16 protein-coding genes are annotated in these 24,165 nt (G+C 62.2%); 13 read left to right on the forward strand and 3 right to left on the reverse strand.

All coding sequences use genetic code 11. The features are described from left to right. Window positions 1–25: 25 nt before the first annotated feature. Window positions 26–2,800, forward strand: a complete 2,775-nt coding sequence (locus BMI86_RS19815) for a glutamine-synthetase adenylyltransferase (protein ID WP_078542862.1) — start codon at window positions 26–28, stop codon at window positions 2,798–2,800. Between the two features lie 15 nt (window positions 2,801–2,815). Beyond that, window positions 2,816–3,082 (forward strand): hypothetical protein, encoded by a 267-nt coding sequence (locus BMI86_RS19820; RefSeq protein ID WP_078542896.1) that lies wholly within the window; start codon window positions 2,816–2,818, stop codon window positions 3,080–3,082. Window positions 3,083–3,090: 8 nt separating this feature from the next. Here the strand turns inward: BMI86_RS19820 and eda are convergent, their stop codons facing one another. Further along, on the reverse strand, window positions 3,091–3,732 hold the full coding sequence (eda, locus tag BMI86_RS19825; protein WP_075775624.1) for a bifunctional 4-hydroxy-2-oxoglutarate aldolase/2-dehydro-3-deoxy-phosphogluconate aldolase: 642 nt from the start codon (window positions 3,730–3,732) through the stop codon (window positions 3,091–3,093). A gap of 133 nt (window positions 3,733–3,865) precedes the next feature. Further along, a complete protein-coding gene (edd, locus tag BMI86_RS19830) occupies window positions 3,866–5,671 on the reverse strand; it encodes a phosphogluconate dehydratase (protein ID WP_078542863.1) in 1,806 nt (601 codons plus the stop codon). A gap of 240 nt (window positions 5,672–5,911) precedes the next feature. Between edd and BMI86_RS19835 the strand changes: the two genes are divergently transcribed. From BMI86_RS19835 to BMI86_RS19865, 7 genes are all read left to right on the forward strand, one after another. Continuing rightward, window positions 5,912–7,120 (forward strand): class I SAM-dependent rRNA methyltransferase, encoded by a 1,209-nt coding sequence (locus BMI86_RS19835; RefSeq protein WP_078542864.1) that lies wholly within the window; start codon window positions 5,912–5,914, stop codon window positions 7,118–7,120. Next, a complete protein-coding gene (locus tag BMI86_RS19840) occupies window positions 7,120–7,662 on the forward strand; it encodes a PIN domain-containing protein (protein ID WP_078542865.1) in 543 nt (180 codons plus the stop codon). Before BMI86_RS19835 ends, BMI86_RS19840 begins: the two co-directional genes overlap by 1 nt. Window positions 7,663–7,726: 64 nt before the next feature. Continuing rightward, window positions 7,727–8,227, forward strand: coding sequence for a DUF2478 domain-containing protein (locus tag BMI86_RS19845; RefSeq protein WP_078520092.1), 501 nt, complete (start codon window positions 7,727–7,729; stop codon window positions 8,225–8,227). 106 nt (window positions 8,228–8,333) lie between these two features. Continuing rightward, a complete protein-coding gene (gene zwf / locus BMI86_RS19850) occupies window positions 8,334–9,788 on the forward strand; it encodes a glucose-6-phosphate dehydrogenase (protein ID WP_078542866.1) in 1,455 nt (484 codons plus the stop codon). Beyond that, complete coding sequence (gene pgl / locus BMI86_RS19855) at window positions 9,785–10,456, forward strand: 6-phosphogluconolactonase (RefSeq protein WP_078542867.1); 672 nt, start codon at window positions 9,785–9,787, stop codon at window positions 10,454–10,456. The genes zwf and pgl overlap by 4 nt, the downstream gene beginning before the upstream one ends. A gap of 16 nt (window positions 10,457–10,472) precedes the next feature. Beyond that, window positions 10,473–12,080 carry a glucose-6-phosphate isomerase gene (gene pgi / locus BMI86_RS19860; protein ID WP_078542868.1) on the forward strand — a complete coding sequence of 536 codons (1,608 nt, stop codon included), beginning with the start codon at window positions 10,473–10,475 and terminating at the stop codon, window positions 12,078–12,080. A 129-nt stretch (window positions 12,081–12,209) separates the two neighbouring features. After that, entirely contained in the window at window positions 12,210–12,530 is a 321-nt protein-coding gene (locus tag BMI86_RS19865; protein WP_078542869.1) for a hypothetical protein, read from the forward strand. Here BMI86_RS19865 and BMI86_RS19870 read toward each other — a convergent pair. After that, window positions 12,527–12,952 (reverse strand): DUF1489 domain-containing protein, encoded by a 426-nt coding sequence (locus tag BMI86_RS19870; protein WP_078542870.1) that lies wholly within the window; start codon window positions 12,950–12,952, stop codon window positions 12,527–12,529. The genes BMI86_RS19865 and BMI86_RS19870 overlap by 4 nt on opposite strands. Window positions 12,953–13,111: 159 nt before the next feature. Here BMI86_RS19870 and BMI86_RS19875 point away from each other — a divergent pair, with 159 nt between their 5' ends. From BMI86_RS19875 to BMI86_RS19890, 4 genes are all read left to right on the forward strand, one after another. Then, the gene (locus tag BMI86_RS19875) at window positions 13,112–15,376 is read left to right on the forward strand and encodes an adenosylcobalamin-dependent ribonucleoside-diphosphate reductase (protein ID WP_078542871.1); all 2,265 of its coding nucleotides are present in this window, start codon (window positions 13,112–13,114) and stop codon (window positions 15,374–15,376) included. A gap of 334 nt (window positions 15,377–15,710) precedes the next feature. Further along, window positions 15,711–16,802 carry an AAA family ATPase gene (locus tag BMI86_RS19880; protein ID WP_078542872.1) on the forward strand — a complete coding sequence of 364 codons (1,092 nt, stop codon included), beginning with the start codon at window positions 15,711–15,713 and terminating at the stop codon, window positions 16,800–16,802. Between the two features lie 39 nt (window positions 16,803–16,841). Further along, on the forward strand, window positions 16,842–17,078 hold the full coding sequence (locus BMI86_RS19885) for an anoctamin (RefSeq protein WP_143594884.1): 237 nt from the start codon (window positions 16,842–16,844) through the stop codon (window positions 17,076–17,078). Between the two features lie 1,096 nt (window positions 17,079–18,174). Continuing rightward, window positions 18,175–24,165: a calcium-binding protein gene (locus tag BMI86_RS19890; RefSeq protein WP_078542874.1), complete on the forward strand. Its 5,991-nt coding sequence runs from the start codon at window positions 18,175–18,177 to the stop codon at window positions 24,163–24,165.

A 24,165-nucleotide genomic window follows, 5' to 3' on the forward strand; every position in this document is an offset into this window, starting at 1 on the left:
CGCGTGGCGGCGTAAGCATGGCGCCATGCCGTTTGCCTCGCGTCTCACCCGTTCGCCCCTGCCTTTCGAGCGCGACCGCGCCGCCGAAGCCGAAGAGCTGTTCTCCGATCTCGCGCCGGAGTTGCGCGAATTGCTCGGGGGGACGGCAGGGTGCAGCCCTTATCTCAAAGGCCTGATGGAGAAAGAGGCCGAGTGGCTGCGCCCCGCGATTTCGGGCAATCCCGAAGCCGCGCTGGCCGAGGAATTCGCGCGGATCACGCCCGTCAGCCTCGCCGATCTGCCGTCAGAGCTGCGTCGGGCGAAGCGTCGCGTCGCGTTGCTGGCCGGGCTTGCCGATCTGGGCGGTGTCTGGTGTCTCGAAGAAGTGACCGGCGCCTTGACCCGGCTTGCCGATATTGCGGTCGATCTGGCGATGAAGCGGCTGGTGGCCGAGGAAATCCGCCGCGGCAAAATCCCCGGGGCGACCAACGATGATATAGATAGTGCCGCCGGGATGGTCGCGCTCGCGATGGGCAAGATGGGGGCGGGGGAGCTGAACTACTCCTCCGATATCGACCTGATCTGCCTGTTCGACGAAAGCCGCTACGATCCCGACGATGCGATGGAGGCACGCAGCGCGCTGATCCGGGCGACGCGCAAGATGGCGGCGATGCTCAACGACCGCACCGCCGAGGGCTATGTCTTTCGCACCGATCTGCGGCTGCGCCCCGATGCCGCCGTCACGCCGGTCTGTATCTCGATGGGCGCGGCCGAGCTTTATTACGAGGCCGAGGGCCGCACATGGGAGCGCGCGGCCTATATCAAGGCGCGTCCCTGCGCCGGTGACATCGCGGTGGGCGAGCAATTCCTTGAGCGGCTGCGGCCCTTCGTCTGGCGCAAGCATCTCGATTTCGCGGCCATTCAGGACGCCCACGACATGCGCCTGCGCATCCGCGAGCATAAGGGGCTGCATGGCCCGATCGAAGTGGCGGGTCACAATATCAAGCTCGGCCAGGGCGGCATCCGCGAGATCGAGTTCTTCACCCAGACCCGGCAATTGATCGCAGGCGGGCGCGACGAGAGCCTACGCGACCGGACCACCGTGGGCGGGCTGCGCGCGCTCGCGGCGAAGACTTGGGTGCCCGAGGATGTGGCGGAGGAGTTGATCGATCACTACCGCGAGCATCGCGAGATCGAGCACCGTCTGCAGATGGTGGGCGACGCCCAGACCCAGATTCTGCCCGGCAACGAAGAGGGGCTCGCGCGGATCGCCGCGATGATGGGCGAGGGGGATGTGGCGCGCTGGCGCGACCGGCTGCGCGACCGGCTGGAGCGGGTCGAAGGGCTGACGAATGATTTCTTCGCCCCCGATGCCGCCGCCGAGCGTCCCGACCTGAGCGAAGCCGCGCGCGAGATCGTCGAGGGCTGGACGGGCTATCCGGCGCTGCGATCCGAACGGGCGCGCGCGATCTTCAAGCGGCTGGAGCCGGAACTGCTCGACCGGATGCGCCGCGCGGCGAATATGGAGGAGGCGCTGACGCAGTTCGACGGCTTCCTCAAGGGGCTGCCCGCCGGGGTGCAGTTGTTCTCTCTCTTCGAGGCCAATCCGCAACTCGTCGATCTGATCGTCGATATCTGCGCTACGGCGCCGGGGCTGGCGAGCTACCTGTCGCGCAATGCCGGGGTGCTGGACGCGGTTCTGGGTGGCTCGTTCTTCGCGCCATGGCCGGGCAAGCCAGCCCTTGAGGCCGATCTTGCGCGGCTGCTGGAGCGGGCGGGCGACTACGAGGCCGCGTTGATCGCGGCGCGGCGTTGGGCCAAGGAATGGAAGTTCCGCGTCGGCGTGCATCATCTGCGCGGCCTCGTCGATGCGTCCGAGGCCGCGGGCCAATATGCCGATGTGGCCGGCGCGGTTCTGGGCGCGCTCTGGCCGGTCGTGCAGGGCGAATTCGCCCGCCGCTACGGGCCGTGCCCCGGCAAGGGCGCGGTGGTTCTGGGGATGGGCAGCCTCGGCGCAGAACGCCTGAACGCGCAATCCGATCTCGATCTGATCGTGATTTACGACGCGGACGGGCAGGAGTTTTCCGAAGGGAAGAAGCCTATCGCCTCAAGGGCTTATTACGCGAAGCTCACGCAGGCCCTGATCACCGCGCTCAGCGCGCCGATGCCGGAGGGGATGCTCTACGAGGTCGATATGCGGCTGCGGCCTTCGGGGCGACAAGGGCCCGTCGCGACCTCGGTGCAAAGCTTCGAAAGCTACCAGATGGAAGAGGCCTGGACCTGGGAGCATCTGGCGCTGACCCGCGCGCGGCCCGTCGCGGGATGCGCTGATCTGGCCGACCGGGTCGAGGCGATCCGCCTGAAGGTGCTGGAGGCGAAAGGCGGCGGAGACGCGGTGCTCCACGATCTGGCGCAGATGCGCGCCCGGATCTTCGCGGCCAAGGCCCCCGATGGCGATTGGGAGGCGAAGGTCGGCCCCGGACGGCTGCAGGATATCGAGCTTCTGGCGCAAAGCTTCGCGCTCCGTGCAGGCGTTCCGGCGCGCAAGGTCGAGGCGCAGCTGCGCGCAGGACCGCGCGGCGGGTTCGTGACGCGCGAGGAGGGCGAACAGCTCGCCGCCGCCTACCGCTTCTTGTGGCGACTGCAGGCAGGCGGGCGCTTGCTGAGCGAAAAACGTCTGGATATGGCGGCGATCGGAGAGGGCGGCCGCGCTTTCCTGTTGCGCGAGACGGGGCTGGATGATCTCGATGCTCTGGCGGCGCGTCTGAATGAGGTCACGACCGAGACGGCCGCCATCGTGGACAGAGCTCTGGAGGGCTGAATGGCGCGCAAACTGATGGAATTGAGCGAGGCGGACCCGAAAGGACTGATCCGCGAGAGCTTCAAGATCGACGGGATCAGCACGGAAGAGTGCCGCTCGATCTTCATGGATTGGGCGCTGAGCCTTGGCCCAGGGATGGATGCGGATGAAGCGATGCGCACCGTCCTCGCGGCCTATCAAGCGCCGCCCGAGCACCCGATGACCCGGGTGCTCGAAGAAGGTCTGACCCGCGAAAGCGCCCCGCCGATGCGGCGTGGCGGCTGGCGGGCGCGTCGTCCCTAGCACGGTGATTAGCGCGGCAGCGCCGCCGCCTCGCGCGCAAGCGCTTCGATCCCGGCCCAGTCGCCCGATTGCACCATCGCATCGGGCGCGACCCAGGAGCCGCCCGCGCAAAGAACGTTGGGCAGGCTCAGGTAATCATTGGCGTTTTTCATGCTGACGCCGCCCGTCGGGCAGAAGCTCACCTGCGGGATCGGGGCCCCGATCGCTTTCAGCGCAGGCGCGCCGCCCGAAGCTTCCGCCGGGAAGAACTTCAGCACGTCGTAACCCATCTCCAGAAGCTTCATCACTTCCGATGCGGTGGCGGCACCGGGCAGAAGCGGCAGGCCCTCGTCCTCGCAGGCTTTCACCAGCGTTTCGGTCGCGCCGGGCGAGACGCCGAATTTCGCGCCCGCGGCTTTCGCGGCTTTCACATCGGCCGGGGTCAGCAGCGTGCCCGCGCCGACCACGCCGCCTTCGACATCGGCCATCGCGCGGATCGCGTCGAGCGCGCAGGGCGTGCGCAGCGTCACTTCCAGCGCAGGCAGGCCGCCCGCGACGAGCGCCTTGGCCAGAGGGGCGGCATGGGCCACATCCTTCACCACGATCACCGGCACGATCGGGGCCAGTTCGCAGATCTTGCGGGCGGATGCGGATTGTTCGCTAGGGGTCATCGGATCACTCCAGTCTGGGCCGCCCGCGCGGGCGGAGAGGGCAGGACGCTCCGCGGGGGATATTTATCGCCAAGCCGAAAGCAGAACCCTGTCTTCGCCTTGGTACAAATATCCCCGCCGGAGGCAAGAAAACTCACAGCACCACGGAGGCGCCTTTGGTGGACGGGCCGACATGGGTGCGGAAGGCGCCGAACAGCTCGCGGCCGAGGCCGTACTGGTTGCCGCTGAGGTCGGGCACGACCGGCGCGCGGCTCTCGAAACCTTCGGTCAGGCAGGTCAGCTCGCCCGTCGTCGCGTCGAGCCGCACCATATCGCCGTCTTGCAGCTTCGCAAGCGGTCCGCCATCGGCGGCCTCGGGCGAGACATGGATCGCCGCCGGAACCTTGCCCGAGGCGCCCGACATCCGGCCATCGGTGACCAGCGCCACTTTCAGCCCGCGATCTTGCAGCACTGCGAGGGTCGGGGTGAGCGAGTGCAGCTCTGGCATCCCGTTCGCCTTCGGCCCCTGGAAGCGCACGACCACGATCGTGTCGGAGGTGAACTCACCGTTCTTGAAGGCGTCCTTCACCTCGTGCTGTTCCTTGAAGACGCGGACCGGCGCTTCGATCACATGGCGCTCGGGCTTGACGGCGGAGACCTTGATCACGCCGCGCCCGAGATTGCCTTCGAGCTGCTTCAGGCCGCCCGTTTTCTGGAACGGATCGGCGGGCTTGCGGAGGATTTTCTCGTTCTGGCTTTCGGGGTCGGACTCTTCCCAGATCAGACCGCCCTCGGTGATCTTCGGCTCCTGGGTGTAGCGGGTGAGGCCGTCGCCCGCGACGGTCTTCGCATCCTCATGCAGTAGGCCCGCACCCAGCAGATGGCGGATCATGAATTGCAGCCCGCCCGCCGCGTGGAAGTGGTTCACGTCGGCGAGGCCGTTCGGATAGACTTTCGCCATCAGCGGCACGGCCGAGGAAATCTCGTCGAAATCTTCCAGATCGAGCACGATCCCGGCGGCGCGTGCCATCGCGGGCAGGTGCAGGACGTGGTTGGTCGACCCACCCGTCGCCATCAGACCGACCATGCCGTTCACGAAGGCTTTCTCGTCGAGCACTTCCGAGGCCGGGCGGTAGTCGTTGCCAAGCGCGGTGATCTCGGCGGCGCGTTTCGCGCCTGCGACCGTCAGCGCCTCGCGCAGCGGCGTGTTCGGGTTCACGAAGGACGCGCCCGGAAGGTGCAGACCCATGAACTCCATCAGCATCTGGTTGGTGTTTGCGGTGCCGTAGAAGGTGCAGGTGCCCGGGCCGTGATAGGAGGCCATCTCGGCTGCCATGAGCGCATCGCGACCGACTTCGCCGGCTGCGAATTGCTGGCGCACCTTGGCTTTCTCGTCGTTGGGCAGCCCGGTGGTCATCGGCCCGGCGGGGATGAAGATCGCCGGGATATGCCCGAAGGTCGCCGCCGCCATGATCAGGCCGGGCACGATCTTGTCGCAGACGCCCATGTAGAGGGCCGCGTCGAAGGTGTTGTGGCTAAGAGAAACCGCCGCCGCCATCGCGATCACGTCACGCGAGAAGAGCGACAGGTCCATCCCCGGCTGGCCCTGCGTGACCCCGTCGCACATTGCGGGCACGCCGCCCGCGACCTGCGCCGTGGCGCCGACTTCACGCAGCGCCGCCTTGATCGTCTGCGGGAAGGTCTCGAAAGGCTGATGCGCCGAGAGCATGTCGTTATAGGCCGTCACGATGCCCACATTCGGGGCGCGCTCTGCCGCGAGCGCGTCTTTGTCCTCGCCCATGGCTGCGTAGGCGTGGGCCTGATTGCCGCAGCTGAGATGCGCGCGGGCGGGGCCTGCATCGGCTGCCGCCTGCATCCGGGCAAGATAGTCGCCGCGCGGGCCTTCGGAGCGGGCGCGGATTCGGTCGGTCACACGGGCGATTGTGGCATCGAGGGTCATCGGCGGGGCCTTTCCTTGCTATGCATCTGATGCGGAACATGCAGCCCTAGCGGGCCGCTCGCGCAGCGGGCGCGGATCGCGGTCGCCTCTTCGCTATCATGTTAGCGCTAACGCTGCAACCCGTTCCCTTTGTCGATTATCTGGGGCAGTGCGGGGGTGCGGCAAGCGCGAGGGCTTTCGCGCCCCGTCGCTTGGCGCTAGGAAGGCGGCGCTTGAGACAGCGCGCGCAAGGAGCATCCGATGAGCCAGTCCGAAGACACCGCCACCCGCCCGACCGTTCGGCTGCGCCCGAAGGCCGAGGCCCGCGCGATCCGCCACGGCTTTCCTTGGGTCTATGCCGATGAGCTGGTGACCGACCGGCGCACCAAGGCGCTGGCGCCCGGCACGATCGCGACGCTGGAGGATGGCGAGCGCCGTCCGCTCGCGACGGTGACGGTCAACCCGAACTCCAAGATCATCGGCCGGGTGATGAGCCGCGACGCGGAGGCGGTGATCGACCGCGACTGGATCGCGGCGAAGCTGTCCCGCGCGCTGGAGATGCGCGCGCGGCTGTTCGATGCGCCGTTCTATCGTCTGGTCCATGCCGAGGCGGATGGGCTGCCCGGCGTCATCATTGACCGCTTCGGCGATGCAGCGGTGATCCAGCCGAATGCGGCATGGTCGGAAGTGATGATCGCCGATCTCGAGGCCGCGCTGGCCGAGGTCACGGGCGTCACGACGATCATCAAGAACGCGGCAGGACGCGCGCGCACGCTTGAAGGTCTGGACGAGGACATGCTCACCCTGCGCGGCGGCATCGAGGTGCCGGTCGAGGTGCCGATGAACGGCGCGATCTATCTTGCCGACCTGATGGGCGGGCAGAAGACGGGCCTGTTCTATGACCAGCGCCCGAACCACGCTTTTGCCGCACGGCTGGCGGAGGGCGCGCGGGTCCTCGACGTGTTCTCCCATGTGGGCGGCTTCGCGCTGGCCGCGCTGGCAGGTGGTGCGACTTCGGCGCTATCGGTCGATGCCTCGGCCCCGGCGTTGGAACTTGCGACCAAGGGCGCGGCCGCGATGGGCATGGCGGACCGGTTTGCCACGCGTCAGGGCGATGCGTTCGACACGCTCGATGCTTTGGGCCGGGAAGGGGAGCGCTTCGATCTGGTGATCTGCGACCCGCCCGCCTTCGCGCCCGCCAAGCCCGCACTGCAGGCGGGGCTGCGCGCCTATGAGCGGATCGCGCGTATGGCCGCGCCGCTGGTCGAGCCGGGCGGTTATCTGGTGCTGTGCTCCTGCTCGCATGCCGCCGATCTGTCGCAATTCCGCGCAGCCTGCACGCGCGGCATCGGCAAGGCAGGGCGCTCCGCGCAGCTGATCCACACCGGCTATGCCGGGCCCGACCATCCGATGCTGCCGCAGCTGGCAGAATCGGGCTATCTGAAATCGCTGTTCTTCCGGCTCGACTGATGCGGATCGTGCTCGATGCCTGCGTGCTGTATCCGACGGTGCTGCGCGAGATCTTGATCGGGGCGGCGAAGGCGGGGCTCTACCGTCCGCTCTGGTCGGCGCGCATCCTCGAGGAATGGGCGCGCGCCGCAGCCCGCCGCGCGCCTGCCGACGAGGCGATCGCACGCGGCGAGATCGCGCTGCTGCGCGCGGGGTTTCCGAAGGCCGAGATTTCTGCCCAGCCGGGGATCGAGGCGCGGCTGGTGCTGCCCGACGAGAATGACCTTCATGTGCTGGCCGTGGCGATTGCGGGCAGTGCCGATGCGATCCTCACATTCAACGCGCAGGATTTTCCGCGCGGGACCCTGGCGGGCGAGGGGCTGGAACGGCGCGATCCGGACGGCTTCCTCTGGCAGCTTCTCTCCGAACATCCCGAGCAGATGCGCGCCATCACCGAGGCCGTGCGCGCCGAGGCCGAGCGCCTATCGGGCGAGCCGCAGCCGATCCGCGCGCTGATGAAACGCGCGCGTCTGCCGCGCTTCGGCAAGGCGCTGGCGGCGTGATCTCGCGCCGCGTGTCCGGGTGTCGCCCCTTGACCGCCCGCGAAAGCCTCGCCAAACAGGCGCAATGATCGGGTTCATCACATGCCAAGAGCGCGGCGCGGCCGACAAGCTCCTTGCCCAGCTCGCCGACAGGCTGCTGTCGCAGGGGCGCGACGTGATCGGCATGGTGCGCGCCGAGGTGCCGCAGCGCTTCGAGTGCGAAATGCATCTGCGCCTTTTGCCCGAGGGCGAAACCCGCACGATCTCGCAGGATCTGGGGCAGGGCGCGGGGGCCTGTTCGCTCGATGCAGGCGCGCTCGAAGAGGTCGTCGCGCAGGTCGGTCATGCGCTTGAGATGGCGCAGCCGGGTGCCATCGTGATCCTCAACAAATTCGGCAAACAGGAGGCCGCAGGGCGCGGGTGTCGCGACCTGATCGCGCAGGCAATGGCCTCCGATTTTCCGGTCCTTCTGTCCGTTCCGCCCGAAACGCGCGCCGATTTCATGACTTTCGCAGATGGTATGGCCGAAGAAATCGTGCCGGAAATTCAGGCGCTTGAGGCATTTCTTTCGCGTGAGAGCGCTTAATCCGCGCCCTCGCGTTGTCTCGTGTCGCTCCCATGCTAGACTTGTTCAGGTAAGGTGAGTAAAAGGGGGTCGTTAGCGCTAACGGACCCCAAACACGGAGCAGCCCATGGTTTCGCGCGTCATTCCCGTCGATCGTTTCGACCTGGTGATTTTCGGCGCCACTGGCGACCTCGCCAATCGCAAAATTCTCCCCGGCCTGTTTCGCCGCTATTGCGCGGGGCAAATCCCTGATGGGTCCACCATCATCGGGGCTGCCCGCTCGGAGATGACCCCCGAGGAGTTCCGCGACCAGACCCGCGCCGCGATCGCCGAATTCGGCGGCAATAAATGCGACGACGAAGGCGCGCTGGACGGCTTCCTGCCGATGCTCGACTATGTCGCGATCGACGCGAAAGGCGATGGTGGCTGGGACGATCTGAAGTCGAAAGTCCGCGACGACACCGTCAATGCGTTCTACTTCTCGGTGGCTCCGGCGCTGTTCGGCGATCTGGCCGAGCGACTCCACACGCGCGGTATCGCGGGTCCGGAGGCGCGGATCGTGGTCGAGAAACCTTTCGGGCGCGACCTCGCCTCGGCCAAAGCGCTCAACGCGGCGCTGGCGGAGTATTTCGACGAGACGCAGATCTACCGGATCGACCATTACCTCGGCAAAGAGACCGTGCAGAACCTGATGGCGGTGCGCTTCGCCAACATCCTGTTCGAGCCGCTCTGGAACAGCCAATTTGTTGATCATGTGCAAATCACCGTGGCTGAAACGGTGGGCGTCGGCGGTCGCGGGTCGTATTATGACAAGTCGGGCGCGATGCGTGACATGGTGCAAAACCACATGATGCAGCTTCTGTGCCTGATCGCGATGGAGCCGCCCTATCACTTCGATCCCGATGCGGTGCGCGACGAGAAGCTCAAGGTGATCCGCGCGCTCCAGCCCGTCCAGCCTGCCGATATCGTGCGCGGTCAATACGCGGCCAGCAAGGATGCGCCCGGCTATCTCGAAGATGCCGAGGACCCGGAGTCGACGACCGAGAGCTATATCGCGATGAAATGCCATGTCGCGAACTGGCGCTGGGTGAACACGCCCTTCTATCTGCGCACCGGCAAGCGGCTGCGCGCGCGCACTTCCGAGATCGCGATCACCTTCAAGGAGCCGCCGCACCAGATCTTCGACGAAGCCGAAGGCGAGTGGCGCGAGAACGTGCTCGTGATCCGGCTGCAGCCCAATGAGGGCATGAACCTGAAGATGATGATCAAGGAGCCGGGGCCGGGCGGGATGCGCCTCGTGCAGGTGCCGCTCGACATGTCCTTCGCGGACGCTCTGGGCGAGGAGGCCGACATCACCGACGCCTATGAACGCCTGATCATGGATGTGATCCGGGGCAACCAGACGCTGTTCATGCGCGGTGACGAGGTCGAGGCGGCCTGGGCCTGGACCGACCCGATCATCGAGGGTTGGGAGGCGCGTGGCGACAAACCTCAAACCTATGACAGCGGCGCGTCGGGGCCGGATGACGCGCTGATGCTGATGCATCGCGACGGACGCCGCTGGCGGGAGATTCGTGAATGAATTTTGAGAGTTATCCCGATCGCGAGATGCTGATGATGGGGCTTGCGGACCGCATCGCGAGCCAGTTGCGCGCGTCGATCAACAACGAGGGCCGCGCGACCTTGTCGGTGCCCGGCGGCTCCACGCCGGGTCCGATCTTCGACATCCTTTCCGACATTGATCTGGACTGGTCCAAGGTCGCGGTGCTCCTCAATGACGAGCGTTGGGTGCCCGAGAGCTCGGAGCGGTCTAACACGCGTCTGATCCGTGCGCGGCTCCTGAAGGGGCGGGCGGCAGCGGCGACGCTCGTGCCGCTTTATGCCGAGGCCGAGCGGCCTGAGGACAAGATGGCGGAATTGGCCGAGGGCATCGCGCCGCATCTGCCGATCTCCGTCCTCCTTTTGGGCATGGGCGCAGATATGCACACGGCGAGCCTGTTTCCGGGCGCCGACCGGCTGAAAGAGGCGCTGTCGAACGATGCGCCGATCTTGCTGCCGATGCGGGCCGAAGCTGCGGGCGAGCCGCGTATCACGCTGTCCGCGCCCGTGCTGCGCGACGCGATGTATACGCATATCCTGATCACTGGCGCGGAGAAGCGCGCGGCGATCGAAGCGGCCGAGAGGCTCCCCGTGGAACAGGCGCCGGTGCGCGCCGTTCTCAAGGACGCGACCGTTCACTGGGCTGAATAACTGGGCAGAGCAAGCGATGACCATCTGGCAAGACCTCCTCGATAAAGCGCAATCCGTGCAATCCCGCGGAATCGGAGAATTGTTCGAAAAGGACAATCGCGCAGGCGGTTTCAGCCGCGAAACCGGGCCGTTTCTGTTCGATTTCTCCAAGACCAATATCGATGCGGAGACGCTCGATCTGCTGGTGAAACTGGCCGAGGAGAAGGATGTCGCGGCGCGCGCGGAAGCGATGTTCGCCGGTGAGAAGATCAACGACACCGAGGGCCGCGCGGTCTTGCATACCGCGCTGCGCAATCTCGACACGGATGTATTCGTCGATGGCGAGAACGTCATGCCCGAGGTCCGCGCGACCCATGCCCGGATGGAGGCGTTCGCGCGCGATGTCCGTGAGGGCAAGTTCACGGGGCAGGGCGGTGCGATCACCGATGTGGTGAATATCGGCATCGGCGGCTCCGATCTGGGCCCGGCGATGGCGACGCTGGCGCTCGCGCCCTATCACGACGGGCCGCGCTGTCATTTCGTCTCCAACGTGGACGGGGCGCATATCCATGACACGCTGGCCGGTCTGAACCCGGAGACGACGCTGGTGATCGTCGCCTCCAAGACCTTCACCACGATCGAGACGATGACCAATGCGGAGACCGCGAAACGGTGGATGGCCGAGAAGGTCTCGGACCCGGCGCAGCAATTCGCGGCGCTCTCGACCTCGGCTGAGAAGACCGCCGCCTTCGGGATCGATCAGGCTCGCGTCTTCGGCTTCGCCGATTGGGTCGGCGGGCGTTATTCGATGTGGGGGCCGATCGGGCTGTCGCTGATGATCGCGATCGGGCCGGAGGGTTTCGCGGGGTTCCTCAAGGGCGCCGCCACGATGGACGCGCATTTCCGCGACGCTGAGTTCAAGGACAACCTGCCAGTGCTGCTGGCGCTTGTCGGCATCTGGCACAACCAATTCTGCGACTACGCGACCCGCGCGGTTCTGCCCTATGATCAACGGCTTGCGCGTCTGCCGGCCTATCTCCAGCAGTTGGAGATGGAGAGCAACGGCAAGCGCGTCAGCATGGATGGCAAGGACCTGCCCTACAATTCCGGCCCCGTCGTCTGGGGCGAGCCCGGCACCAACGGCCAGCACGCGTTCTATCAGCTGATCCACCAGGGCACGCGGGTCATTCCGTGCGAATTCATGGTGGCTGCCGAGGGGCACGAGCCCGATCTGGCGCATCAGCATACGCTGCTCGTGGCCAACTGTCTGGCGCAATCCGAGGCGCTGATGCGCGGGCGCTCGCTGGCCGAAGCGACCGAGATCATGCGCAAGAAAGGCTTCGAGGGAGACGAGCTGGACCGTCAGGCGCGGCACCGCGTCTTCCCGGGTTCGCGACCGTCGACCACGCTGCTTTATCCGAAACTGACCCCCGAGGTCTTCGGCGGGATTGTCGCGCTTTATGAGCACCGTGTCTTCGTCGAGGGCGTCATTCTCGGCATCAACAGCTTCGACCAATGGGGCGTTGAGCTGGGCAAGGAGCTCGCGCTTGCGCTGGCTCCGGTGCTGAAGGGCGAGGATGCGGGCGAGGGCAAGGACGGCTCCACCCGGCAGCTTGTCGCGCGGGTGCAATCGCTGCGCGGCTGAGCCTGTCACGTGGTAACGGTGTGGTAACGGTCGCGCCTGTGGCCGGAACCGCGCCGATCATCCTTCCGTTCAGCTTATAGGCGGGGCGCAGCGCCTCGCCTTTTGGTGTTCGAACAAAGGAATTCCACGATGATCGAGTCGATGGAGAAAAGCCCCGAAGGCGTGGTCGGTCTGATCGCCTCCGGCACTGTTCTTAAACATGATGTGACCGAGGCGATGCGCCTCGTCGGGTCTGCGGATCGGATGATGGTCGTCGTCGCGCCGCGCTTCGATGGCTACATGGCGGAACTGATCGGCGGGTTGCGCCAAAGCTGCGAAGACGGTCAGGCCGGGCGCTGCGCGCTGGTCGTGCCGGAGGATATGCGCTCCGAGGCGAGCATGCAGGGCGAGGGCGGCGCGTTCCGCATCTTCACCGCGCAGGCAGACGCGGAAAGCTGGCTCGCCTCTTAACGCAGGCCGATCTCGGACAGCGCCACGGCAAGCTCGCGGGGCAGGGCCTCTTCGCGGTCGCGACCTTTCGGCAGATCGCGGGGCGCATCCTCGGGGCTCAGGTAACGCCAGCCCTGGAAGGGGCGGCGCGATAGGGCCTCCGTGCGGACGACCTCGCGGTCGAGCACGATGGCGCAGCGCGCGATCCCGTCCGCGCCCATCACTTCGGATAGTTCAAGCACACGCTGGCGCGCCAGAACCGCGCCCTTGAAAACCCAGTACAGCGACCCGCCATTCAGGATCTCATCCGCGCGTTTCGGCCACATGCGCGTCACATGCATGGCCGGGCCTTTGCCATAGCGGCTGGCCTGCCACGCGATCAGGTCCTCGACCTTCTCGGCGCCGACGCACAGTTTGATCAGATTCACCACTTTGTCACCCATGCCTCTTAATTAGGTTTTCGCTCCCGCGACGGCAATGTCCGATTTGCGTCTGGTCATGCGAAGAGGCCTTAGGTATAGTGTCAGCCCGCCCCCGACGCACGATATGCGGAGGGGGCGCTCGATTTTTACCTCACTCGAACTGCTGCCAGCGAGGACCTCATGAGCCGTTTTGCCGCCCCGATTGCCGAACAGATCTGGGACATGAAATACCGTCTGAAGGAACAGGACGGGACCCCGATCGACGCGACCGTCGAGGATAGCTGGCGTCGGATCGCGCGCGCCTTGGCCGAGGTCGAGGATAAGCCCGCGAAATGGGAAGAGAAATTCTACGGCGCGCTGGAAGATTTCAAATATCTGCCCGCAGGCCGGATCGCGGCAGGTGCCGGCACCGGCCGCGCGGTGACGCTGTTCAACTGCTTCGTCATGGGAACGATCCCCGACAACATGGGCGGCATCTTCGACATGCTGAAGGAAGCCGCTCTGACGATGCAGCAGGGCGGGGGAATCGGCTACGATTTCTCGACCATCCGTCCGCGTGGCGCCGAAGTGAAGGGCGTCGCTGCCGATGCGTCCGGCCCGCTGAGCTTCATGGACGTCTGGGATGCGATGTGCCGCACGATCATGTCGGCGGGCTCGCGGCGCGGCGCGATGATGGCGACGATGCGCTGCGATCACCCCGATATCGAGAGCTTCATCACCGCCAAGCAGGATTCGGCGCGGCTGCGGATGTTCAACCTGTCCGTGCTGGTGACCGACGCGTTCATGGAGGCTGTGAAGGCCGATGGCCCGTGGGATCTGAAATACGGCGACAAGGTCTATCACACGCTGAACGCCCGCGATCTGTGGAACAAGATCATGCGCGCTACCTATGACTACGCCGAGCCGGGCGTGATCTTCATCGACCGCATCAACAAGATGAACAACCTCAACTATGTCGAGCAGATCGCCGCGACCAACCCCTGCGGCGAGCAGCCCCTGCCGCCCTATGGCGCGTGCCTGCTGGGCTCGATCAACCTCGCGCGGCTCGTGACGAACCCGTTCGAGGCGGATGCGGGTCTGGACCCCGAGCAGCTCGACGAGATGGTGCGCCTTGCCATCCGCATGATGGATAACGTGGTCGACGCCTCGCGCTTCCCGCTGGAGCAGCAGCGCGAAGAGGCGCAGAACAAGCGCCGCATCGGTCTGGGCGTGACCGGTCTCGCCGACGCGCTTCTGATGCTTGGTCTGCGCTATGGCTCGGAAGAGGCGGCCGCGCAGACCGAAGCCTGGATGAAGCAGATCGCGCGGGCGAGCTATCTCGCCTCGGTCGATCTGGCCAAGGAGAAGGGTCCGTTCCCGCTCTTCGATGCCGAGAAATACCTCGCCTCGGGCAACATGATGCAGATGGATGACGACGTGCGCGAGGCGATCCGCGAACACGGTATCCGCAATGCGCTGCTGACCTCGATCGCGCCGACCGGGACGATTTCGCTCTATGCGGGCAACGTGTCCTCGGGCATCGAGCCGGTCTTCGCCTATGCCTACAAGCGCAAGGTGCTGCAGCCCGACGGCTCGCGCACCGAGGAAGAAGTGGTCGATTACGCGGTGCAGATGTGGCGCGACAAGTTCGGGGACAAACCGCTGCCCGACTATTTCGTCAATGCCCAGACGCTCGCGCCGATGGATCACGTCCGGATGCAGGCCGCTGCGCAGAAATGGATCGACAGCTCGATCTCCAAGACCATCAACTGCCCCGAGGATATCCCCTTCGAGGCGTTCAAATCGGTCTACATGGAAGCCTGGGACACCGGCTGCAAAGGCTGCACCACCTACCGTCCGAACGACGTGACGGGCTCGGTTCTCAGCGTGTCGGAGAAATCCGAAGACGCGCCGGAAGTCGACGAGGGTGCCGATGTGGTCTACCTGACCGAGCCGCTGGACCGTCCGGCGGCGCTCGAAGGCTCGACCTACAAGATCAAGTGGCCGGGTTCGGAACACGCGATCTACATCACGATCAACGACATCGTCCAAGGCGGCCACCGCCGTCCCTTCGAGGTCTTCATCAACTCGAAGAACATGGAGCATTTCGCCTGGACCGTGGCGCTGACCCGGATGATCTCTGCGGTGTTCCGGCGCGGTGGCGATGTCTCCTTCGTGGTCGAGGAGCTCAAAGCCGTGTTCGATCCGCGCGGCGGGGCCTGGATGCAGGGCAAATACATCCCCTCCATCCTCGCGGCGATCGGCGGCGTGATCGAGCGTCACATGATCTCGATCGGCTTCCTCGAAGGCGAAGGGCTGGGCCTGAAATCCGACCCCGAGGCCGACCGCATGGCCATCGGCGAAGCCCCCCGCGGCAAAGCCTGCCCGTCCTGCGGCTCCTACGCCCTGCGGATGGTCGAAGGCTGCATGACCTGCGCCGATTGCGGCCACTCCAAATGCGGCTGAGCTGATCCGGCTTTGATATAAATGTCCGGACCCCCAAAGTTTAGCCTTTTTGGGTTAAATTGACCCACCTTTGTTACGGTAAAATCTGCCTCTGGCCAGCGCTCTGGTCAGAGGCTTTTACTTTTCAATGGCTTACGATCTTGCGGTGGTTTGAGCGCTTCGATGGGTCTCGAGGTTTTCGGCTTCTGAAGCGCCGCCGAGCCTGACTTGACCCTTTGCCGACAAGCTGGCCTATCTCCCTCCAAACCCGGGTTTCTCATCATCACCGCCTCGCGAACAGCCGTTTTGCGAGGGGCGTCAACGGCGCGTGCCGCCTGACCAGAAGGAGCCTGCCATGTCCGAGCATTTCCCGATCTGTGATCTTCGCTTCGATCTCGAAACCTCGCCTGCGAAGATCGAGGCCGAACTCACCAAATTTCTGCGCAAGCTGCGTTGGGTGGCGCAGGGCCACGATCCGGCTGACTTCGACGCGGTGCGCGATGATGATCGCTGGGACGACGCGATGCGCTCCTGTCGCCCCAGCTTGCAGGACGGCGACAGGATCCGGCGTCGGGCCTCTGCGCTCGCGGATCGGCGGCTCAGTGCGTCTGGAATGGCGCATCTGGGTCGTGACGCACGGGAGACGCTGGCGGGGCTCAAGCACGGCGTGCGCATGGTGCGGCTCGCGAGCGAACACCGTGCCGACGAGATCGCTGCAGCTCTGCACGAAGAGATGCCCTGGATGGGACGCGCGACCGAGATCGCCTGGAATGCCATGCGAGAGTGTGTGCGCGCTGGAGCGCCAGCGGTGCGCCTGCCGCCGCTCCTCCTCGACGGACCTCCGGGCATCGGCAAGAGCCATTGGGCGCGTCGCTTGGCGGAGTTGATCGGCACGCCCTCGGAACTGATCGACGCCGCGAACGAACCCGCGGGCTTCGCGGTTGCGGGCAGTCAAAGAGGTTGGGCGACGGCCCAACCCGGCCGTCCTGTGGAACTCATTCTGCGCGAGCGTGTCGGGAGCCCGGTCATCGTGATCGACGAGGTGGATAAAGTCGGCGATGTGCGTTCAGATCGAGGCTTCAGCTTTGCGCTGAGCAACGCGCTCTTGCCGCTGCTGGAACCCCTCAGCGCCCGGACCTGGAACTGCCCTTATTTCCGGGTGCGTTTTGACATGCGCTGGATCAGCTGGATCCTGACCTCGAACAACCGCCGCGCCGTTCCAGCGCCGCTTTTAAGCCGCTGTCGCGTGGTCGACATCGCGCTGCTCTCTGGTGCGCATCTGGCGTATTTCGCGCGCCGCGAAGGGGCAGTGCGCGGCCTGCCGGCGGATACGGTCGAAGCGCTGGCGGACATGCTGCGAGGCGCCGAGCGCGGCTGGGATCTGCGCGCGGTGCTCAAGCTGATCGATGGTCTCGTTGCGCACGAGAACCGTCCGAGAGTGCAGTGAAGGAGGGAGGGCGAAATGGCGGATTGTAGGGACCCGAATTTGGACTTGGCGATCTTGGTGGCCGAAGGGCTTAGTGTCTTGGTGATCATCGCTCTATGGGCGACCGTTTGTTTTGAGCGGCGCTCGTGGAAACGATCCAATGCGCCGCTGAGCGAGGAGGAGGTCCGGTGGTTCAATGCGCAGGTGGAGCAGCTGGAGAAGGAATACGAGCTTGAGGTGAAGGAACCCTGCGGGGAACTGAGTGAAAGCGATCGCAAGTCAAATGAGGAGACGTGAGTGCATTTGTCAAAATTTTTCAGTGGGTTGCGCCGCATGACGTGTGGGGTCTGCGCACTGAACGTTCGGACGATACCGACCGGGCTACGCGACCATAACTGCACTTGCCGTCAACGTAACACGCGCCGCTACGAGGTGGTTCGAGGCTTGAATTTCCTCCAACCCAACAAGCTGCCCGGCGTCGCTGAAGCAACGATCACGAATTCGTTAAGAAAATTCTTGTGTGATCCGCCAAGTGCGGTTTACAACTTGGATATCTTATTTCCGACCTGTCTGAATCGATAGGTCTCATGATGTGAATAGTTTCAGAAAGCGTGTTTGTGAATGCCATTTTGTGGGAGCAACTTCGTTGCTGACGCGACTGCCAGAAATAAAAGGTGATTTTGAGATTCGAATCGTTTCAAGGTCAGTCAGGATCACTTCACTGCTGCACACGGCATATCGACCGCGTAGGCAGCCTTCCTCGGATTGCAGTGAACTTCAGCGGTGAGGCCTCCCAGAGTTTCTGCAAGGGGCTGGTAATTTTTGAGCGTATTGGGAAAACACGGCCGCTGGATTCGAAATGATGGGATAGGGTGTGCTTGGAGAGATTGCGCGATTAATTTGTTTTGAGGGCAGGGCGATGAATGAAGGTAGATTTTATAAGATTATTCTTGCAACCGTTGTCGTTTGCGTGAGTCCTCTGCTTTTGGCGTTCTCCGCTAACGCCAATGGGGTTACTCCCGCCTGCCCGACAGTCTGGAAGGGTTACGTAGATACAGCAAACGAGATCGTTGGATCAGTCGGCGCTGACGTCGACATTGTTTTCGTTAACAGATACGGAGAGGCCTTCGATTGTCTCGGGCAAGGCTTTTCGGAGAAAGAACTCCTACATATCAGTCAGTTAGAGGCTTCCCTGCCAATTGACCGAGTAGTGGCACTAAGTGATCGGGCGAGCACTTGGCCGGCAAACATATGCTCCGTCGGAACTGGTAGATTAGGGCTGAACTATATCAGCATTTCGCTACCCATCGAGCAACGGATACTTGATCTGGAGTCTTGTCGCAGATCTGTATTTGGTGGTCTCGATCGAGTATTGAATAAATAGGGGATTGTTATGGGCGACATTTCTTACGGCGATGGTAGTTACACGAACCCAAGTCGGGGAGAAATAGGGTTTTCTTTTGGCTCGTTTTCGTTTGGCATGGACCAAACAGGTGTATGGAGCGGGGGCGTTGAAGGCTCCCTGGGCCCGTTTTCGGTTGGTCCCGACAGTTACGGATGGTCAATCCCAGTAGGCCCGGCAACCATCGGCGAGACTTGGAAAGAAGACGGCCTATATGGTAGCTTCACAATCGGAAGCAACTCGTTTGGTCTCTATTTTGATGTTCGCTCAGATAACCCGACAACAAATATGGAGGCGCACGGTTACCGTCAGTATGAACTAAAAGATGATGACGGAAATCTTATCGGGTATGAACGCTATCAACCTGTTGGGAGCTCAACTGTTGGGTGGAGGTGGCAGGTTTCAAAAGTGGACGTTTATGGGAAACCACTTGGTCCGACAAAATGGCTTGAGATGGATGAACAGACTGCAAAGCAGCTCTCAAGTGGCTTCCTAAACGCCAAATGTTTCCCCGCCGCGACCCCCATCGCGATCTCGCTGACCGAAACTCGCCCCATTTCTGACATTCGCGTTGGCGACACGGTTCTTGCCTATGACCCTGCGGCGGGGCTTGGCCAGGAGGACTTGGTGCCGCGCAAAGTGGTGCGGCTGTATCGGAACACGACAGAGGAATGGGTGAAGCTGACGTGGTCTGAGGGTGGCCAGCAGAAAGAACTGATCGCTACGCCGGGCCACCATTTCCTCGACCGTTTCGGCAATTTCACGACGATTGAGGAAATGCTTGAGAATGGCAAAGCGACGGTCGTCCTCGCTTCAGGCGAACTGACAGAAGTCACTGCTGAACTCATCGTCTACAGCGCCGAGACCGCGCATTTGTTCGAAGAAGCGTGCGCGCAAGGAATGGTTGCAGGTAGCGCTGCCCTCAAACCCGACGCAGTCAGCGGATGGCAGACCTACAATTTCGAGGTCGAGGATCTACACACTTATGTTGCAGGCGGTGTGCGCGTCCACAACGACTCTGGATGGCTTGGAGAAATTGGAAACGCGATCAACGATGGTATCGATGACGCTCTGGGCATCGCGGAAGGTAGCGCTCTCGATACTCTCACGGATATCCTAACGACCCCATTCCATATTGTCGGAACTGTTTTAAATAGCATTTTCGGTGGGCGAGGTGCCCCCGGCGAACCGCTATCAGCGATAGACTGGCTATCAGGTGCCCAATCTTCCCCAGCGGGCACCGTCAGTTCAGGATATGGTGGAGCTCAATTTACGTTGGGTGGCGATTTGCCAACTAACACCTCCGGTGAGGGCACTGGACGGGTAGACCTTACAACATCAGACGGTCGAACCGTTAGCGTTCCATCTGAAAACGCGAGCTTTGGGTCGCTCTCCGCTGGTGGCTTGTATCCGGTAGCGCTGGACCTCGATGGTGATGGTCTTGAGTTGAGTATTGGCAACGGCGTCGGGTTCGATGTCGATGGAGACGGTTTCCTAGAGAATACCACCTGGGCTGCTGCAGACGATGGGTTTCTCGTTATCGATTTGGACGCCGATGGAAGCATCTCCGAAATCGGCGGAGATGGCATTATCGATCAGGCGGCGGAGCTCGCCTTTGCCGTTTGGGCCGCTGAGGGTGCGACAGACCTCCAGGCGCTGGCTGAGGCAACAGATGTCGATGGAAATCTGATCTTTGACAGCAATGGGGACGGCGTTCTCGACGCGAGTGATAATGTCTGGGCGTCGATGAAGGTGTTTCAGGATCTTGATCAGGATGGCCAGGTCGATGAAGCGGAGCTGCGAACGCTCGATGACTGGAGTATCACTCAGATCAATCTCTCCTACGATGACGGCTCCGGATTTGAAGAGACAGACGATGACCTCGAATTCTTTGGAAGCACGCTGCATGGCTCGGCGTCATTCGTGAGAAATGGTGAAGTTGTTGCTGGCGGAGTTGGAGATGTCGCTCTCTCTTATGTCGAGAATGGTTGGAGGCAAGTGGCGACTGAGACGGGTTATCGCATTGAGTTCGAAACAGGCTCGACCTTGTCATATTGGAATGCGGAAGGTTTAAGCACTCCGGACGTGAACCTTGCTGCCGATGAGTATATCGGAGCGTCCGGCGATGAGAGGGCCAACTATTTGGACGCATCCGAAGCCGAATGGGCTGTTGCGATAGATGGCGGCGCGGGCGATGACAGTCTTCTTGGCGGCGCCGGTGGCGATCTCCTCTCTGGCGGAGATGGAGCTGACGCGATCGATGGCGGCGCGGGTGACGATATCGTTTTTGCTGACGCTGAGGATGACGTCAGTGCGGGGGATGTGCAGGGCGGGACAGGTTACGACCAACTGGTGATGGCTGAGGACGCTGCGCTCTCGGTCTCCGATTTGAGCGCGATCGGCTTTGAATCCATCAATGCCGGAAACGTGGATGACCTTCTCGTAGGCCTTGACGACGAAACCGGCTACTACCTCGCTGGGAATGGTGGCAATGATACGCTCGGCGCCGCTGGGGGGAACGATGCCCTGTCGGGAGGCGAGGGCGACGATAGCCTATCGGGAGCCTCCGGGGCCGATCTTCTCTCGGGCGGCACCGGGAATGACTTGCTCGATGCCGGCGATGGCTCGGATACGCTCGCCGGCGGCGCAGGGAATGACACGCTGCTCGGCGGGGAGGGAAATGATCGCTATTTCTACTGGCGTGGTGATGGGCACGACCTGATCCATGATATCGCGACGGGAACCTATCTTGAGCGTTACGAATATGAAGAGCAAATCCCGCAAGACGAAGGTTCTTTCAAAGAAAATCTGAACGAGCTCGCGGGCAAAGAAGCGACGTATGTAAACGAACTTCGCACTGGATTTGTCGAACGTTCGGGGCAGATTGATGGCGGTATCGACACGCTTGAGTTCGGATATGGAATTCGTGTCGAGGACGTTCTGTTCTCGACTGAAGCTGGCGATGTTCTCATAGAATTCCGAAACAAAGACGATGCGGAGACCGACGTTGATGAGAGCGATAGCCTCGCTCTCGACGACAGCATAACGGTTCTTGATTGGGCCAATCAGCAAAGCCGTATCGAACAATTTGTTTTTGCGAACGGGGTGGTCATCAACACGAGCCAGATTGTCTCAGGCGAATTCGGCAATGGCGAAGCAAATGATTTCTCAGGCTCTGAATATGGTGATTGGCTAAACTCCGGAGGCGGAAATGACACGATCGTCGGTCTCGGAGGGAATGATGTGCTGATCGCCGGAGAGGGGAGTGATAGCCTTAGCGGCGGCGATGGGCGGGACCTCGTTTTCGCCGGCGATGGGGACGACCTGGGCGACGGTGGTTCGGGGGATGATTACATCGTCGCGGGTGCAGGAGCTGATAGCTTTGACGGTGGTGCTGGCAATGATGTGTTGTCAGGTGATCAAGGCGATGACCAACTTAATGGTGGGGCGGGCAATGACTCGCTGCTCGGCGGTTCCGGGAGCGATACGCTACGCGGGGGCGCAGGGGATGACGTCTATTTCTATTTCCGCGGCGACGGCCATGATAAGATCGTCGAACTAGAGGCTGCTGTTGAAGCGGATACGACCGAGGAGGCCCCGAACGTGCTTTCCGACGCTTTCAACGGCGCGGATTCCTGGGCATGGATTTTTAAGGCGCTCAACGTATTCAGATACCGCGAGATTGCGCCTGACCCGCAGGCGGCAGATTGGGATGTCGTGCAATTCGGTTACTCGATTGGTCTCGAAGATTTGGTGTTCGAACTGCAAGGAGAAGATCTGGTCGTTGGCGTGCGCCAGGTTGACGAAAATGGAGACCCTCTTGCGCTCGAGCTCCTCGATGATGTGCTTAGAATAACCGATTGGGCCAGTGTCGGCGGACGTGTTGAAGAGCTCCGCTTTGCAGACGGTCTCGCCATCGACATCTCGAAATTCGGCGATTTTCAGACTGGGTCAGCGTCAGATGATTTCATGACGGGGGCTGGTCTCGGGGATCTCCTATCCGGCGGTGGCGGTGGCGATACTCTCCAAGGTCTCGGGGGCGATGACGTGCTTGTTGGAGCTGAAGGCGACGACTCCCTTTCTGGCGATGCGGGCGATGACGATCTGTATGCGGGTGATGGAAATGATTTGCTATTCGGTGGCGAAGGGCGGGACTATCTACTCGGTGGAAACGGGGAAGACATCTTGGATGCTGGGAAGGGCGATGATGTCCTCTACGCTGGAAAGGGCAATGATACGCTGAGAGGTGGTTTTGGTAGCGATACCTACATCTTCAACCGTGGCGATGGTCACGACACTATCGATGAGAGCTTCGACTACGCGGATCTGCCCGAGGATACCCTCGGTGGCGGTCTCGATGATTTCGCTGATAACCTTCAAGCTCAGGTCGCCGGTAAAGACAGTTTCCTGGAAGGGCTCGATGCATGGGTGAGCGATATTAGAACGGGCGACACAATCGACGCACTTGCTGGCGGCGACGACGTCATACAGTTCGGAAATTGGATTGATTTAGCCGATCTGATAATTTCGACAGATACCCATGAAGATGGGACTAACCTGATCATCGAACTACTTCCGATTGTTGAAGGGAGTGAAGTAGTTGAAGACAGCATTACAATCGAGCACTGGCAGGCGCCGGAGTTCCGAGTCGAAACACTTCAGTTCGCAAACGGTTTTCTTCTTGATATCAGTAAAATTGGCTACGCTGAGACAGGTGACAGCAGCGCGAACCTATTGAATCTGGCCGATGTTGCTCTCCTGAATGGCGACGGAGGCTGGCTCAGTGGCGGCGCAGGCGAAGACACGCTGCAAGGCGGCGAAGGCGGGGACCTCCTTATGGGCGGCGTCGATGCTGACCGAATGGAAGGGGGCGAGGGCAACGATACATATGTGTTTGCTCGCGGCGATGGTGCCGATTCCGTCTTTGATATCGGAAGCTCACTTGTGGGCGAAACAAGCAATCCCGGTGGAGACAAGCTTCTTTTCGGTGCCGGTATCACTATAGAAGATTTGATCTTGGAGCGCGACGGCGCCGATATGAAGCTATTCGTCGCCGATCAGACCAATATAAACGTCGCGTTGAGCGAGCTTACTGATGTCGTTACAGTTGAGAATTGGAGTGATAGCGCAAATCGCATTGAGGTTCTCCAGTTCTACAATGGTCTCGATTTTGACGTGTCGGCTATCAAAAACACCTTTCTGGGCGAAGACGTTTCGAGCGAGGATCAAAGCGAGCCGGTTTCCGATATTTTGAACGGGTCTGCGGCTGCCGATTGGATGGACGGTTTTGCAGGGGATGATTCCATCAATGGTGCGGATGGAAATGATTATATCTTCGGGCGTGAGGGTGCCGACACGCTAATTGGCGGAAATGGCAATGATATCATGTCGGGTGGAACCGGTGACGACGCGCTGAAGGGTGGGAATGGCAATGACATCATCGCGGGCGGAGCCGAAAATGACGTGCTCGCTGGCGGGGGCGGAAACGATGTTCTCACCGGCGGGTCAGGGGATGACCTTCTAGATGGGGGAAATGGGAACGACTTGATCATTGGTGACATCGGGAACGATACGATCGTAGCGAGTGCCGGGCAGGACCAAATTCGTTTTGGGCTCGGTGACGGGAACGATGTCTACCAAGGGAATGCAGACTTCGCAGGCTCGGATGTCATTGTGTTCGACGATGGAATTCAAGCGGAGAATATTTGGTTTGAAAGGATCGATAACGACCTCGTCGTTCGTATCCACGGAGCAGACGATACGCTAAAGTTCGAGGATTGGTATTACAGCACCGAGCCGACTGCGTATGTCAAAGGCTTCGCCGCAGGAGAAAAATGGCTGAGTTACAGTCAGGTCAATGCCCTGGTCGACGCTATGGATGAGCACATTCCCGAATTGAACGATGGCGCGACTGCATACGGGATCCTTCCCGGGGAGACCCCTGATGCTGTTCTGACGGCAATTGAAAGCGCTTGGGCTTAA

The organism is Thioclava sp. DLFJ5-1 (assembly GCF_002020115.1).
Classification (GTDB): Bacteria; Pseudomonadota; Alphaproteobacteria; order Rhodobacterales; family Rhodobacteraceae; genus Thioclava; species Thioclava sediminum.